Source organism: Microbulbifer sp. MKSA007, from assembly GCA_032615215.1.
In the GTDB taxonomy this organism is placed as follows: domain Bacteria; phylum Pseudomonadota; class Gammaproteobacteria; order Pseudomonadales; family Cellvibrionaceae; genus Microbulbifer.
Map to the genome: position 1 here is coordinate 4,281,087 of CP128433.1, position 15,670 is coordinate 4,296,756.

General features: G+C 52.9%; 15 protein-coding genes. 3 read left to right on the forward strand and 12 right to left on the reverse strand.

The window, feature by feature from the left end; all coding sequences use genetic code 11:
* Positions 1-100: 100 nt before the first annotated feature.
* The 5 genes from rlmH to QT397_22020 all read right to left on the reverse strand — a co-directional run bounded on the left by rlmH (position 101) and on the right by QT397_22020 (position 3,644).
* Positions 101-577, reverse strand: coding sequence for a 23S rRNA (pseudouridine(1915)-N(3))-methyltransferase RlmH (rlmH, locus tag QT397_22000; protein WNZ55494.1), 477 nt, complete (start codon positions 575-577; stop codon positions 101-103).
* Positions 578-582: 5 nt separating this feature from the next.
* Positions 583-960 carry a ribosome silencing factor gene (gene rsfS / locus QT397_22005; GenBank protein ID WNZ55495.1) on the reverse strand — a complete coding sequence of 126 codons (378 nt, stop codon included), beginning with the start codon at positions 958-960 and terminating at the stop codon, positions 583-585.
* Positions 957-1,640: a nicotinate-nucleotide adenylyltransferase gene (gene nadD, locus QT397_22010; protein WNZ55496.1), complete on the reverse strand. Its 684-nt coding sequence runs from the start codon at positions 1,638-1,640 to the stop codon at positions 957-959. The genes rsfS and nadD overlap by 4 nt, the downstream gene beginning before the upstream one ends.
* A 48-nt stretch (positions 1,641-1,688) precedes the next feature.
* On the reverse strand, positions 1,689-2,972 hold the full coding sequence (locus QT397_22015) for a glutamate-5-semialdehyde dehydrogenase (protein WNZ55497.1): 1,284 nt from the start codon (positions 2,970-2,972) through the stop codon (positions 1,689-1,691).
* Positions 2,973-3,068: 96 nt separating this feature from the next.
* Complete coding sequence (locus QT397_22020) at positions 3,069-3,644, reverse strand: LON peptidase substrate-binding domain-containing protein (protein WNZ55498.1); 576 nt, start codon at positions 3,642-3,644, stop codon at positions 3,069-3,071.
* A gap of 194 nt (positions 3,645-3,838) precedes the next feature.
* Between QT397_22020 and QT397_22025 the strand changes: the two genes are divergently transcribed.
* A complete protein-coding gene (locus tag QT397_22025; protein WNZ55499.1) occupies positions 3,839-4,120 on the forward strand; it encodes a peptidylprolyl isomerase in 282 nt (93 codons plus the stop codon).
* Between the two features lie 72 nt (positions 4,121-4,192).
* Here the strand turns inward: QT397_22025 and QT397_22030 are convergent, their stop codons facing one another.
* From QT397_22030 to mpl, 4 genes are all read right to left on the reverse strand, one after another.
* Positions 4,193-6,775 carry an MMPL family transporter gene (locus QT397_22030; GenBank protein WNZ55500.1) on the reverse strand — a complete coding sequence of 861 codons (2,583 nt, stop codon included), beginning with the start codon at positions 6,773-6,775 and terminating at the stop codon, positions 4,193-4,195.
* Between the two features lie 118 nt (positions 6,776-6,893).
* The gene (locus QT397_22035) at positions 6,894-7,181 is read right to left on the reverse strand and encodes a SelT/SelW/SelH family protein (protein WNZ55501.1); all 288 of its coding nucleotides are present in this window, start codon (positions 7,179-7,181) and stop codon (positions 6,894-6,896) included.
* Positions 7,171-7,803 (reverse strand): flavin prenyltransferase UbiX, encoded by a 633-nt coding sequence (locus QT397_22040; GenBank protein WNZ55502.1) that lies wholly within the window; start codon positions 7,801-7,803, stop codon positions 7,171-7,173. Before QT397_22040 ends, QT397_22035 begins: the two co-directional genes overlap by 11 nt.
* 61 nt (positions 7,804-7,864) lie before the next feature.
* Entirely contained in the window at positions 7,865-9,247 is a 1,383-nt protein-coding gene (mpl, locus tag QT397_22045; protein WNZ55503.1) for a UDP-N-acetylmuramate:L-alanyl-gamma-D-glutamyl-meso-diaminopimelate ligase, read from the reverse strand.
* A 287-nt stretch (positions 9,248-9,534) separates the two neighbouring features.
* Between mpl and QT397_22050 the strand changes: the two genes are divergently transcribed.
* Positions 9,535-10,797 carry a 6-phosphofructokinase gene (locus tag QT397_22050; GenBank protein WNZ55504.1) on the forward strand — a complete coding sequence of 421 codons (1,263 nt, stop codon included), beginning with the start codon at positions 9,535-9,537 and terminating at the stop codon, positions 10,795-10,797.
* A 65-nt stretch (positions 10,798-10,862) separates the two neighbouring features.
* Here QT397_22050 and QT397_22055 read toward each other — a convergent pair whose 3' ends face one another.
* The 3 genes from QT397_22055 to QT397_22065 form a co-directional block, all read right to left on the reverse strand.
* Complete coding sequence (locus tag QT397_22055) at positions 10,863-11,225, reverse strand: VOC family protein (GenBank protein WNZ55505.1); 363 nt, start codon at positions 11,223-11,225, stop codon at positions 10,863-10,865.
* 30 nt (positions 11,226-11,255) lie between these two features.
* Entirely contained in the window at positions 11,256-11,624 is a 369-nt protein-coding gene (locus tag QT397_22060; GenBank protein WNZ55506.1) for a hypothetical protein, read from the reverse strand.
* A 456-nt stretch (positions 11,625-12,080) separates the two neighbouring features.
* Positions 12,081-14,933 carry an ExeM/NucH family extracellular endonuclease gene (locus tag QT397_22065; GenBank protein ID WNZ55507.1) on the reverse strand — a complete coding sequence of 951 codons (2,853 nt, stop codon included), beginning with the start codon at positions 14,931-14,933 and terminating at the stop codon, positions 12,081-12,083.
* 264 nt (positions 14,934-15,197) lie between these two features.
* Between QT397_22065 and QT397_22070 the strand changes: the two genes are divergently transcribed.
* Entirely contained in the window at positions 15,198-15,668 is a 471-nt protein-coding gene (locus QT397_22070) for a MarR family transcriptional regulator (GenBank protein ID WNZ55508.1), read from the forward strand.
* Positions 15,669-15,670: the final 2 nt, after the last annotated feature.

Sequence of the window (15,670 nt, forward strand, 5' to 3'; positions counted from 1 at the left end):
TTGACTGGCGTGCAAAAAATCTAATTCCCTACATTAACACAGGGCGAGTCAGGAGAGAGAACCGAGTCGGCAAATCTCTTCGCGACTTATCGCAAATATTTTATTTGTGATAGGGATGGCCGGCCAATAATGTCCAGGCGCGATAAATTTGTTCAGCCAGAACCACCCTCACCAGCGGGTGCGGCAAGGTCAGTGGGGACAGAGACCAGCGCTGGCGAGCACGGGCGAGGCAGTCTTCGGATAAACCGTCGGGCCCGCCAATTAACAGGCTGATATTTTCCCCAAGCATTTGCCAATCACTTAATTGCGCCGACAACTGCTCGGTACTCCAGGGCTTGCCTTTCACATCGAGCGCTACCACGTGGTCCCGCGGTCCCAAAGCGGCGAGCATCGCCTCGCCCTCTTTTTTTCGCGCTTTTTCAATCAGGGCTGCAGAGCTCTTTTGGCCTCGTTGGCCGAGTGGAATTTCCACCATTTCCAGAGCAATTTCCCGGGGCAGGCGCTTAGCGTACTCGGCGTAGCCCTCCTGCACCCAAGCCGGCATTTTTCCACCGGCGGCAAGAATGCGGATTTTCACAGCAATTAACCCTGGTGCGGATCACTGCCATCGGCATCGTCACGGGTATTCGGAGTCATAGACCAGAGTTTTTCCAGATCGTAGAAACCGCGAACATCTGCGAGCATCACGTGAACAACCAAGTCACCGTAGTCGACTAATACCCACTCGCCCTGGTCAACACCTTCAACACCAATGGGGCGAATACCTTCTTTTTTCAGCTCGTCTACAACGTTCTCTGCCAGGGACTTAACCTGGCGGCTGGAAGTACCAGTACAGATCAGCAGATTGTCCATTACATCTGAAAGCCCGGAAACATCCAGGGAAACAATATCCTTACCTTTCAAATCTTCCAGCGCATTGAGAGCGATATCTTTAATATTTGTCATAACACCTTGATTCATTGCGGGTCGCCTGAAGCAACCTCTGTATAAAGTCGATGATCTTCTATGTACTGCAACACAGTTGCGGGCAGTAAATAGCGTGGCGACTGGCCACTTTTAATTAATTCGCGAATTTGCGTCGCGGAAATTGGCAACATGGTCTGCTCCCGCAACAGCAGGCAACCACATGCTCGTGTATGCAAGCCTGCAACCGTGCCCCGATGATTCTCCAGCAGTTCTGCCAGAGGGCCATGCTCTTCGCTATCGCGATCTGGCAGGTGCCAGCCCGGCCTTGTTACCACCACCAGATGTGCCAGCTCCAAGAGGCGCTCCCAGCGGTGCCAGCGGTGCAGACTCAATAGGGAGTCCAATCCCATGCAGAAACTGATGGAGGTTTCACCTCCCAGTTCACTGCGCAGCTCCTCCAGGGTATCTACCGTATAAGTAGCTCCGCCACGATGGAGTTCTCGCTCATCCAGGGTGAGCTCATCACACCCCTCAAGCGCCAGAGCCAGCATTTCGCTACGCTGGCGGGACGATACACCTGGCGTCTGCCGGTGGGCAGGCTGGTGGCTGGGTAGCAGGCGCATTTCATCAAATTCGAGCACCTGGCGCAGCTCCAGCGCCATGCGCAAATGACCGAGATGAATCGGATCAAAGGTTCCGCCAAACAGGGCCAACTTATGCCTTTTGCTCGCCACAATTATTTCTCGTACCCCCCGCACTCGCTGCCCCAAAGGGAAAAGTGCTTATTGCCGGATATGGCCATCTCCGAACACAATCCATTTTTGCGAAGTGAGCCCTTCCAGGCCAACCGGGCCGCGGGCGTGGATTTTATCAGTACTGATACCAATTTCCGCCCCCAAGCCGTACTCGAAACCGTCAGCAAAGCGGGTTGAGGCATTAATCATCACTGAGCTGGCATCCACAGCACTCATAAAACGGCGGCTGCGACTGTAATCCTGGGTGACAATTGCCTCGGTGTGGCCGGATCCGTAACAGGCAATATGGTCCATAGCCGCTTCCATATCCGCAACAACACGCACAGCCAGAACCGGGGCAAGGTATTCCTCACTCCAGTCATCTTCTGTCGCCGCTACACAGTGAGCAATGATTTCACGGGTCCGGTCACAACCGCGCAATTCAACCCCTTTGTCTTCGTAGGCACCAGCCAAGCGCGGCAGTATATCCGCCGCAACCATCTCGGCAACTAAAAGTGTTTCCATGGCGTTACAAACACCATAGCGATGGGTCTTGGCATTGAGGGCGATATCGAAAGCTTTGTCCAGGTCAGCCCGATCATCGATATACACATGACAAACACCGTGCAGGTGTTTGATTACCGGCACCCGGGCTTCGCGACTGACCCTTTCAATCAAGCCGGTTCCGCCCCTGGGTACAATCACATCCACATATTCCGGCATAGTGATCAGGGCACCCACCGCCGCTCGATCGGTGGTATCGACAACCTGCACCGCCGTTTCCGGCAAACCCGCTTCGCGCAAGCCGGCGGTAATACAGGTGGCAATTGCCTTGTTCGAGTGCAGCGCTTCACTGCCTCCACGCAAAATTGTGGCATTGCCGGATTTTAAGCACAGGCTCGCTGCATCAATGGTCACATTGGGCCTGGACTCATAAATAATGCCCACCACCCCTAGGGGCACACGCATTTTGCCCACTTGAATACCGCTGGGGCGATAGCGTAAATCTTCAACTTCTCCCACCGGGTCGGGCAGCTCTGCCACCTGCACCAAGCCCTCGATCATGCCATCGATGCGGGCATCGTTAAGCTCCAGACGATCCAGAAGAGCCGCATCCAGGCCGCGCTCGCGACCGGCCTGCATATCCAATGCATTGGCCTTCAGTAAAGATACTCGCTGTGTCTCCAGTTGGGCAGCGATGGCTTTAAGAGCATTATTTTTGGTGGAGGTATCCGCAGCAGCTATCTGTTTGGCGGCGGTACGGGCTGCGCGCCCCATTTGTTCGAGCTTGGCGCGAGTGGATTGCTGATCAGCGGTGTCTGTGGCGGTCACTTGGCTCTCCGTGCAAAATCCGGTCGGCCGCGCAGTATAACCCAGCGAGACCCGGTTGAAAGTGCCGATTACCGGGCCCCACAGCTTTATATCTAGCTATTCCCGCGCCCAACGGTCCAGGTTCTCGGCAATGGTTGCAAGCCGAATAAGAGGATCTTCTACCGCTAGCAAGTCGGTGCGAACCTTATCTTCCAATGGCAGAAGCTGAGCCAATTGCCAGGATAGTGAGTCCGCAGACTCCACCGGCTCAAATTTAAGTGATAGCGTCTGTGCCCGCTCCTTCAACTCCTCCAACACCGACAGAAGACCATCGCAATCCGCTGGAATCGGCTTTTCATCTTCATCTGGTATCCATTCCACGTCCCCCAGAAGCAAGTCATCTTCTGCGCGACGGGTGTGGACAATGCGAAAGCGACGCCGACCTTTCACCTCCACATTTAGCAGCCCTCCCTCGCCCTGCCCCCAATCCACGATGTCGACATAAACACCGAGAGGCCATACTGAAGCGCGCCCCACTTCGCCCCCGGAGCGAATCAAAACAATGCCGAAGCCACTATTGGTTTTCATGGACTCACTGACAAGGTGAATATAGCGCTGCTCAAAAATCCGCAGGGGCAAAGTCACGCCGGGGTATAGAGGGACACTCAGGGGAAAAAGGGGTATCTGTTGCAAAGTCATCACTCATTATTTTTTGTGTGCCCTAAAGATAACATCGCCCTAGGGAACTCTGCGGCAGGTTAAGAGACTTTTTACCGCCAACCGGTTGGATTGCAAGCAAGTTTTTCCACTTTGCGGTAATTGTCGCTGGCAAGCCCAACACCCAGCCTTTAAGCTGCTGCGGTAAATTGACCAAACGGAGATTTTTCATGCCTACAGCAACCGCTCGCCATATCCTGGTTGAAAATGAACAGCAGTGCCAGGACCTGAAACAGCAAATCGAGAACGGCGCTGACTTCGGTAAAATTGCCGAGCAGTACTCCCAGTGCCCCTCTAGCCGTTCCGGCGGTGACCTGGGCTCTTTCAGCAAGGGAATGATGGTTCCCGAATTTGACAAGGTCGTATTTTCCGAAGAGCTGCATAAGGTACATGGCCCAGTCAAAACCCAGTTTGGCTACCACTTGCTGGAAATTACCAGCCGCCAAGACTGAGTCCCGACTGTTAAGCAGACATAAAAAAGCCGGGGTTATCCCGGCTTTTTTTATATTTCAAATTCCTTCGCTTCAGGCGCTGGGCGCCTCCTGCATCGGTGCCTCGGGCTCAACTTTATCAGCTTGCCTCTGACGACCGAGGGGCTTGAACATCACCAGCAACAGGGGCAGAAGTGTCAGGGAACCCAACAGTGCGGCGGACATCGCCAGCGCGGTGAGGAGGCCGAAATAGATCGACGGAACAAACTTCGACAGCGCCAAAATTGAGAAACCGACAATAATCGTGATCGCTGTGTAGAACATGGCACGGCCAATCGTCGCATGGCTGCGATGCATGGTCGCCAGGTAATTGCCATCTTTGGCAAACTCCGCGCGGAAGCGATACAGGTAGTGAATCGCGTGGTCCACCCCGATACCCACGGTAATCGCGGCGATAGTGATGGTCATCATATCCAGCGGGATACCCGCCAGCCCCATACCACCAAGTACCACACAGGCCGCCAGCATATTTGGCACCAGTGCAATCAGAGCAATCCACAGAGAGCGGAATAGCACCAGGAACATCAGCAGGATTCCGACAAAAACAGCACCCAGGGTCAGGATCTGGGATTTAAACAGGCTCTGTAACATATTGTTGTACAGAACCAACAGGCCGGTCTGATGAACATTCTCTGGAGCTATGCCCATCTCATTGTGAGCGTAGTTGTAGATACGCTGGATCAGCTCATCGCGACGCAGGGTGGGGTCTGTCTCCATCACTCGCAGGGTGATACGAGCCTGGTTGTTCTCCACAGATAAATAGGGGTCTACCAGAACGGAGCGAATTTCGGCCGGCAGGCTGGTATTGGCCACCGCCAGCTCAAAGTCATTGAGGGGACCGCCATTCAGATCCACGGCAACTTTATACAGGGTCGCCAGAGATTGAACCTTACCTATCTCCGGCTGCTCCTCCAGGTAATCATGCAGCTGCTCCAGCTTTGCCAAACCGGCAACCGTAAACCAGTAGCTCTGCTCCACTGACTCATCTTCACCGCCAAATGGATCATCGGAGGCAAAGGGGTCCTCTTCTACAGCGAAGGGATCTTCCTCTGCTTCCATCGCAAAGGGATCTTCTTCTCCCTCGAAAGCTGCCTCCTGCTCCTCGGGCTGATCCAGAATAATATCCAAGGTCACAGTGCCACCCAGGCGGCGGTCAATCACCAGCATGCCCTGATAAATTTCCGTGGAATCATCGAAGTAATCGATAAAGCGGTTTTCCACTTTCAGCTGGGATATACCCACCACACTCACGACGGCTGCCAGCAGTGAAATACCTAGCACCACAAACTTGTGGCGCTCAGCAAAGCGGGAAAACTGCAGGGTAAATGCGTGGGAGTTATCTGCACTTACACTGCCCACACGCTTCGGCAGCACCATCAGGAAACTGGGAATAATCAGGAACGACAGCAGCAGAGCCACAGTCACACCCATCGTCATCATCCAGCCAAAATCGATAACCGGGCGAATGCCGCTCACCACCAGGGACACAAAAGCCACGATGGTGGTCAGTGCGGTATACAGGCAGGGCTTGGCCATAAAGCGCACTGTCTGCAATACCAGCTTTTCAAGATCCCAATCCGGGTTCTGGGCAATATATTCCCGGTAGCGCACCGCCAGGTGGATGGTAATTGCCAAGGTAATAATTAACAGCAGTGCGACAAAGTTGGCCGAGATCACTGTCAGTCGCCAGTCCAGCCAGCCGAGTAGCCCCAGCATCACCACCGCAGTGGTAACACAAGTCATCAGCGGCAACAGCACCCAGCGCGGCTGGCGGAAAATCAGCAACAGAGTAATCACGATAAAAGCGAGGATCCCCACACCGAATACCAGTAGGTCGCTTTTAATAAACGAAATCATATCGGCGGTGATCATAGTGACACCACCGAGGAACAGCTCCGCTTCGCCGTTGTAGCCAGCCAGAATTGCGCGCACGGTATCGACGCGCTGGTGGGCAATTTTCTCTTGCTCAGTACGGTGGGCCAGATAGACCGCGCTGATCTCCTCCAGGCGAACGGCCTCTTCCGGAGTCAGTCCCTCTGTATTGCGCTTGCTGCGCAAAGCATCCCGCTCGCGCACCATCTCGATGCCACGGCTATCCAGTTTCAGGTTCGCCAGTATGGCCGTCGTCTGCCCGTCCGGACTCAGGATCAACTCCCGATAAATCGGACTGGAAAGGAACTCTTGCCGGGCCATATCCCGGTCGACATCGGGCCTGGAGAGCGTGCGCACCTCATCGCTGATATCGGTGAGAACCAGCTTGGGGCTGTATAGCAGTGGGACATCGAGAATGCTCTGCACACTGGACACACCATCTACCTTGGCCAATTCATCCCGCAACTTGCCCAGGGTTTCCAGGGACTCATCACTGAACAGGTCCCCAGTCTTGGAGCGGTAAGTGACGACCAGGAAGTCGCCACTGGCATAGCGCTCGGAAATCTCGCGGAAATAATCCAGGGATTTATCAGCTTCCAGAGTGAGGGAATCGGCAGAGGCGTCGATCTTCAGGCGGGACAATCCGAGGGCTGCCAGCAGGGTTAACAGGCCGATAACCACCAACACCGCAGCGGGCCGCTTGGTCACCAAGTATTCATAAGACTTCTGTAAAGCTGACAGCATAAATTTCCGCTTCTTTCCAAACTAAAAACTGGCCGCATTGCGGCGCGCATATTGTTCGCCTATGCGATGAATTAGCAAACCTAAAATTTGCCACCGCACCGTTTTATTGGAACTTTTTTCAGGGATTGTCGATATGCCCCAGGTCGCGTTCGGGAAACAGGGTATCCCTGACGCGACGTTTGAGCTCCTTAGCACCGGGAAAGCCGCCGTCACGCTTGCGCTCCCAGATCAAAATTTCGCCAATCCGAATCTCGAATACTCCCCCAGTACCCGGTTGCAATGCAACCTGATTAAGGTCATCGGCGAAAGTGTGCAGCAATTCCTGGGCCATCCAGGTGGCTCGCAACATCCAGTTGCACTGCACACAGTAGTGAATCGTAATACTCGGTTTTATCTCATTGCCCATCCTGCTCTCCCCAGCTGGGCAACAGCTTCTGCTCGATGCCCAACTGGTCGAGCAACCGCGCCACCACGAAGTCCACAATATCTTCTACCGAACTGGGCCTCTGGTAAAAGCCAGGGCTGGCCGGCAGGATCATGGCCCCCATGCGGGTGAGTTTCAGCATATTTTCCAGGTGAATCTCTGAGTAAGGCGCCTCGCGGGGAACCAGAATGAGCTGGCGGCGCTCTTTCAGGGCTACATCCGCAGCCCGCTCAATCAGGTTGTTCGATGCTCCGCAGGCCACCGCGGACAGGGTGCCACCACTTGCCGGGCAGATCACCATACTGGCTGGCGCCCCGGTTCCAGAAGCCACCGGGGAAAACCAATCGCGCTTGCTGAACAGAGTTAGCTGACCTTCCTGCGCGGCAAAACGATCAGCGAGGAAATTCTGCAACTCGCGTTCATCGCCCTCCGGCAACTGCATATTAGTTTCGGTGTTGATGACCACCTGAGCCGCCTCGGACAGCAGCAGCCATACGCGCACATTCGAAGCCAGCAGGCACTGAAGCAGGCGCAAACCATACTGGGCACCGGAAGCCCCGGTCATAGCCAGGGTCACGGTCTTCTCGAAAGGGGATTGATGCAAAGTCGATACCTTATTCAGCCCTGCGAGCATAGGGCTGCGCAGGAAACATTAGTCTTCTGACTTAGAGATCGTATTTCTGTTCCAGGGCACCGATAAGGCGCTGGTGGATACCGCCAAAGCCGCCGTTGCTCATCACTACGATATGGCTACCGGAATCGGCTAGCTGCAACACAGATTCCACACCATCTTCAATCGAATCAAAAGTTTTGGCCGGCACCGATGAGTGGTGGGCGACGTCTTCCAGGGACCAGTTAACTCCCTCAGGCTGATACCAGAGCACCATATCGGCCCCGGAGCAGGAGTCGGCCAGCTTGCCCTGGTGCACTCCCATACGCATGGTATTGGAACGCGGTTCAATCAGGGCAATGATTTTATCCTCCCCAACCTTCGCCCGCAGGCCATTGAGGGTGGATTCAATCGCGGTGGGGTGATGGGCAAAATCATCGTAAACACGGATGCCGGCCACTTCTCCCAAGCACTCCATACGGCGTTTAACCCCCTGGAAGCGTGCCAGAGCTGCCGCACTCAAATCTGGGGTGACACCCACATGCCGCGCCGCAGCCATAGCCGCGAGGCCATTTTGCACATTGTGCTGCCCGGTCAGGTCCCACTCGACCCGCGCCACAGCTTCGCCTTTAAACTGAACCGTAAAGCTGCTGCCATCAGCGGCAATATCCACTGCGCACCAATCACCCACTCGCACACCATCGGCAGACTCGCTGCCAACCCGCTGTACTTCACTCCAGCAGCCTTTATCAAGCACCTGCTCTACATTCTCTTCGGCAGAGGCCACTATCAAGCCGCTAGCAGGCACAGTTCGTACCAGGTGATGGAATTGTTTCTGGATTGCCGCCAGGTCCTCAAAGATATCTGCGTGGTCAAATTCGAGATTGTTGATAATCACCGTGCGCGGGCGGTAGTGCACAAACTTGGAACGCTTGTCGAAAAAGGCAGTGTCATACTCATCCGCCTCAACAATAAAGAAGGGAGACTCTCCCAAACGAGCAGAGACACCAAAATTAGCCGGGACCCCACCAATCAGGAAGCCGGGCTGCATATCTGCCGCTTCCAAAATCCAGGCCAGCATACTGGCGGTGGTGGTTTTACCGTGAGTTCCGGAAACCGCCAATACCCAGCGGCCACCCAGGAAGTGATCGCACAACCACTGGGCGCCAGAGGTGTAAGCCAACCCTTTTTCCAACACCGCCTCTACTGCCGGATTTCCCCGGGACATAGCATTGCCAATAATCACCAGGTCCGGGGCGGGCTCCAGCTGTGCGGGATCATAGCCCTCGGTAATTTGGATACCCGCTTGTTGCAACTGGGTGCTCATAGGTGGATAAACATTGGCGTCACTGCCGGTTACGCGGTGCCCTTCCGCCACCGCCAGTTGGGCCAAACTGCCCATAAATGTGCCGCAAATACCTAGAATATGAATATGCATAGCGGAAAAATGTACTCCTACGGGTTGCGGCGCAAGCTTAACACGGCAAATCGGGCCAGTAATTGCCAAATACCCCAATTACCATGCAATTTACTCGCTATTCCATTAGACTCCGCCCCCGCATTGGTCGGCCTCATCCCCGGTACGGTGGTAGGAATTTTCCCGAAAGGGTCGACACCCGATACGAGCTCCCGGTTATCCCCACTGGCACAAATGTTTAAAACTAGATGCGAGGCGGATTACCGGATCGGGATACTTCTCTATATCTCTATAAGCACAGGATAACCATGTCGAAAAAGAACGCCTTTTATGCGCAGTCCGGTGGCGTTACCGCCGTGATCAACGCATCCGCCTGCGGCGTAATTGAAGCTGCGCGTGAAAACCCGGACCAGATTGGCAATGTCTACGCAGGGCTAAACGGTATTCTCGGCGCGCTGCGCGAGGAGCTGATCGACGTGAGCCAAGAGAGCGCAGAGGATATTGCTGCACTGCGCCACACCCCCTCCGGTGCCTTTGGTTCCTGCCGCTATAAACTGAAGAGCCTGGAAGAGAACCGCGCAGAATACGAGCGCCTGATCGAAGTCTTCAAAGCGCACAATATTGGCTACTTCTTTTACAACGGTGGTGGCGACTCCGCAGACACCTGCCTGAAAGTATCCCAACTGTCCGAGACCATGGGTTATCCAATCCAGGCCATCCATATTCCCAAAACTGTGGATAACGACCTGCCCCTGACCGACAACTGCCCGGGCTTTGGCTCCGTTGCCAAATATGTTGCCGTTTCCACCAAGGAAGCGGCCATGGACGTGGCCTCCATGTGCGCTACTTCCACCAAGGTATTTATTCTCGAGGTGATGGGCCGTCACGCGGGCTGGATTGCCGCTGCCGGCGCTCTGGCCCAAGAACAGGAAGGCGATGCACCCCACATTATCCTGTTCCCGGAAATCGCTTTCGATAAAGAGAAGTTTCTCGCCAAGGTACAAAAGACCGTAGACGAGAAAGGCTACTGCGTTATCGTCGCCTCCGAAGGCGCCCAGTACGGCGACGGCACCTTCCTTGCCGATGCCGGCACCACCGACGCCTTTGGTCACAAGCAGTTGGGCGGTGTTGCACCGACCCTGGCCAACATGGTCAAAAGCGAACTCGGCCTGAAGTACCACTGGGCCCTGGCAGATTACCTCCAGCGCGCCGCCCGCCATATCGCTTCTGCTACCGACGTTGAGCAAGCCTACGCCGTAGGTCGCGCCGCAGTGGAAATGGCTGTAGCAGGCAAAAATGCCATTATGCCAGCCATTATTCGCGCAGAAGGTGAAGAGTACAGCTGGTCCATCGCAGAGGCGCCGCTGTCTGAAGTCGCCAACGTAGAAAAATTTATGCCGCGCGAATATATCAGCGAAGATGGCTTTGGAATTACTGAAGAGGGACGCAAGTACCTGCTGCCATTAATTCAAGGCGAGGATTACCCTCCCTACAAAAATGGCATTCCCCAGTACGCCACCCTGAAAAAGCAGCTGGTGGAAAAGAAGCTGGGTACTGATTTCGAAGCTTAATAGAAACGGTTGCCAGTCTCCCAAAAGCCTCCGAGTAAAATCAGGGGCTTTTTCTGTAAACGCCTCTACGCAGACTCCACATCAGACCAAACCGCAAATTCATTGCCGCAAGGTTCCCTAAAATGGAAGCGCCTGCCACCGGGAAACGGGAAAATTGGCTTGGCTATTTCGGCTCCGCATTGCGTGACTTTTTCCAGGGTACCCTCCAGGTCGCGGCTGTATAACACCACTAATGCAGATCCATTTTCAGTAGTGCTCTGCAACTCTGCCTTGAAAAAGCCACCGTCCAATCCAGCATTTGAAAAAGCGGTGTACTCCGGACCGTAATCGGTAAAAGTCCAATTAAAAGCCTCGGTAAAGAATGCTTTTGTCTTACCCAAATCCCTGGAGGGCAACTCAATATAATTAATTTTCTCGCACTCTCTCATAAGCTCACCATTTTCCTTATTTTTCAATTTTCAGGCTGTAGGTCGCACAGGGGTATTCACCACCTGAAAACTGCCATTTGCCAGCGCTAGTGGCCGATCCTGATAGAGAATAATGGCGCGATCCATCATCTGTACAAAATCGAGCATCGCATAAAGGATCACACCTTTTCGCCCCTGATATATATCAGGCCGATAAATCAACGCCGCCATCCTATCGTCCATGGCTTCATAGGTATATGAAGCCTCCCCAACTAACTCTCCCGACGCCGTAACATAACAATGTGTCGCGGTTTCATAGGTTACCGTGTGGGTAGAAAGGTCGGGGAAATCACCTTGTTTTGAATAGTGTGTGCCGGTCCATTCCAGGCTTAAACCTTCCAATGTCTTAAATGCCTGCAAACTATGTCTCCCCCAGTGGTTTAATAGCTTCGCCGATCACTAGTAACTGATTTACCTGAAGCAATAAAACACACGCTGACTGAAAACGACACTCCTTGCATTAAATATTTATCTATTTTGATACGTCTCCGATAGTCCCCAATGATACCTCAATACTCCAGAAAGACATCTTAGGCACTTTGCTCAAGTCTTTTTCCAATTCAGGGATCGGGCACGCACAAACACTTTCCCCTCCAATGGTCCATATAAAAAAGATTTTAATGACTCGCAATGGAGCCTTGCCGGGCTACCAATATGAAAACGAGGAAGTGAAACACTCGGGCATATACCCACGAAGGTAAAGAAGAAAAATACGCAATTAACGCGGGGAGGAAAGAAAACGGCCGAATATCTCTTGCCTTAATATCCGACCGTTCAATATGTGGAGTTAATTATTTATTGTTGTTGATATCCATCTCAGTGCCAAAACGGCTTGCGAATCTCAATTTCACGGTAGGCTTTATCTTCATTACCGAAATCGTCTTTCACAGTCAGGGTAATTTCATAACTACCACCGGTGGCATAGCGATGCAGTGCCATGGGGCCGGAGCGGCTGGTGCCATCACCAAAGTCCCACTCATAGCTCAGGTTACCGTCACCATCGTAACTACTGCGCTCTTCAACCCACACCCAGCGCAGGAAACTGTGCACTTTAAAGTCAGCCTGAAGCTCAACAACTTCATCAACCTGTACAAGCTGCTCAACGGTGGAGATCGCTCCCCGGTCGTCCTCAACCTGGAGAATTACAGAATAAGTGCCTGCTGCATCGTAGCTATGACTGGGGTTTTGCTCAGTACTGGTAGTGCCATCACCAAAATCCCAGGCCCAGCTAACGATAGTGCCATCGGTATCGACGCTGCTGTCGAAGTAGTTCACTTCGAAGCCTTCAACACCCCACTCAAACCCGGCAACCGGCTCCTGGTTATCTGCCCCCAGGTCCAACTCAACCACAAGCGGATCGTGATCTGAAGCGCGGAATGCATCAGTCGAGTAGAAACTCTCCACCTGCTCATCGGTTTTATTCTCGATGTTGTAATCCAGCACCCGAGGCTCGTCGGCATTGATATGCCAATCGGCCGCACCTGTTACCAAAGGAGCCAGTGATTCACTGGCGAGGGCGTGATCCAAGTAGCCGGACTCACCGCTGTAGACATAGGAGTAAGCTTCTCCTTCACCGAAAACCTCCAACAAATCAGCGTAACCAGCGTCCTTTAGAGTGCTAATTGGGTTTTCACGGGCGTAGCTATTGAGGTCACCGAGCACCAGAACACGATCGGTGCCGCTACCTGTCGGGTCAGAATCAATCCATGAAACCAGGGCATCTGCGGCTTCGGTGCGCAGCGAGTTCCAGCAGCCCTGTCCATCACCCAGATCATCGTTCAAACTGCCATCGTCAGGACAACTTCCCTTTGATTTAAAGTGATTGACCACCACGGCCAGCTCTTCACCACTTGATAGTTCGGCAAAAGCCTGCAGCAGTGGTTGGCGGTTACCGTCATCAAAGGGATAGCTATCAGTTGTCGCAGCAGCGCCTATAGGCATTACCCGATCGCTGCGATAAATCAGCCCCACAGTAATTTCATCGGTGCCCAGTTGAGCCAGGTCTGGATTAATAAATTGATAGTTTTCACTGCCAGTAGCCGCGTTAAGACCATTAATTAAATCCTGAATAGCACTTTCCGAACCGTAGCCATCGTTCTCAATTTCCATTAAGCCAACTACATCGGCATCCAGGCCTAAAATAGCGGAGATAATTTTATTTCTCTGGCGCAGGAATTCTTCTTCAGTATCAGCCCCACGGGAGGTAGGGAAACCGCCGCCATAACCATCGCCATTAAAATAATTCAGAACATTAAAGCTGGCGATCTTTAAACTGCCCTTACCCGGTAATTGTGGAGCGCTATCACGCAGGTTGGCAGCAACAAATTCTGGCGCCTCCACGGGATGTACTCGGTAGGCGCTGTAGCTATACCCCATTACTCCGCGCAACCCCTCTACCGTATCGCCATTGCGTAAGGTATTGCTGGCACTGAGGCCGGAGACGGGATAAGGCACAGCTTCCGGGTTCTGCACACTGGAACCATCGTCCAGCACAATCCTATTCAGATCGTTTGCACTTTCCTGTGCTACGGCTGCAACCCCAGGCTCATTGTTGTGGGTGGGAATATAGAGACGGCCATTGGCCAGGGTGACTTCACCATAGCGCCCCAGGTTATAGTGGTCATTCACCATCAGGGCTTGCGGGAACTCAACCAACATCCCCTCGTATTGCTCCTGCTCTTCGGCAGAACTAAACGGCAGGGAGACTTCCTCGGCAGTCACACTGTAGCCGCTACCGCAAACCGTAACGCCATCTACCTCATCTAACTCGGTAAAGTCATAGTATTCAGTAACCACACCACCGACGCGAACCAAATCCCCGACTTGCACATCTACACCGAAGCCTTTGTCGTGTACAAACAACCCCTCAGAGGTATTTATCTGGCCATCCTGATCACTGTCTTCCTCTTGCAGGAAGAAGCCGGAAAGGCCGGTGCTGGTATCTTGGAAATCACCAACAACAACCGCTTCAATTTCGTGGCGCTCATTCTCCAGAGCGCTTTCAAACTCATCACCCTGAACCTGGCTGATTAACGTAGAAATATCTCCGCAATCGCCGAGAACAACATCGTCATCACCGCCGTCATCTCCACCACCAGTGCCGTCTTCGCTGTGCCAGCCGAGGTTGGAAAAGTCGTCCTGGCCCAAGCTGGACCACTCTGAAGCTGGGTTAAAATCCATGCTGCCATCAACACGGCCTTCGCTCACACTCCAGTTGCGAATTAAGGTTTGATTTTGGGTCCCCAGACTGTTATCGCCCCATTGGCTACCGGGATCAACACCGATCTGGCCGATAACATCCACATATCCATTGGGGCCACTCAGGGCAACCGCATCATCCCCGTTAAACAGGCCGCTGGTATAAATCTGATCGGCTACTGACAGGATTGAGGAATCAGCACTGGCGTGGGCGAATACGTAAACATCGCCGTCTGCCAAGCTGCCACTTAGGGCGATGGTTGAAGCCGCCGCAGAGGAGCCATTGAAGTAAAGTTCAATGCTGTAGCTACTGAGGTCAACCGCTGCACCCGTGCCATTGTAAATTTCAAGGGCCTTATTATTGCTACTGCCCTCGATATATTCAGAAATAATGAGGTCGCTGGCTTGGACCTCTTCAGCCAAAAATGGTAACCCCAGGGCTGCAAGGGCAGCCAAGCCAATCTCTTTCATAATGTTCTCTTCACTCGTACCTGACACAGATCACGCGGCGCAAAGATTGGCGGTTAATTCCTAAAGTTCGATGAATGAAATATGAAATTTAAATTTCAGCTCTTTGTTCAAAAATCCATTTCACACAAAACCCGCCAAACTCGCCACACAATGCAAAAAAAGCGCCAAAGAATTTGTGCGGGGTGATGAATAGCGGCAAAGAAGCTTGAAAAGTTCGCCAAAAATTATATAGTCACTTATATAAGTGCTTATGGAACAGCTTTTATGAAATACAGCCAACTGGGGACTCAGCTTCGTCACATTCTGGAATTACTGGATGGCGATGTAGCAGAGAGCTATAGGGCCTGTGGCCTGGAGAATTACAAACCCCGCTACACCCCGATAATGCGTGCACTTATCCACAAGAGAGATATAACCATTAGTGAGGTGGTAGCGAGCACCCATATTTCCCAGCCCGCAGTGAGTCAAACTGTAAAAGACATGATTAAACAAGGGCTGGTACAGACCTCTTTTGGAGAAGATGCTCGCCAGCGCAAAATACGCTTGACCCGCAAAGGCAGTGCGTTGATACCCAAGCTAAAACAGCAGTGGATAGCAACTCGGGAAGCTGAGCAGTCCCTCAATAGCGAATTACCGACAGAACTATCAGAGCTGCTCAATCAAACAATTCAAGCTTTAGAGAAACGTCCTTATTTAGAGCGGATACAAGAAAATCTATCAATAGAGGCTACATAAAT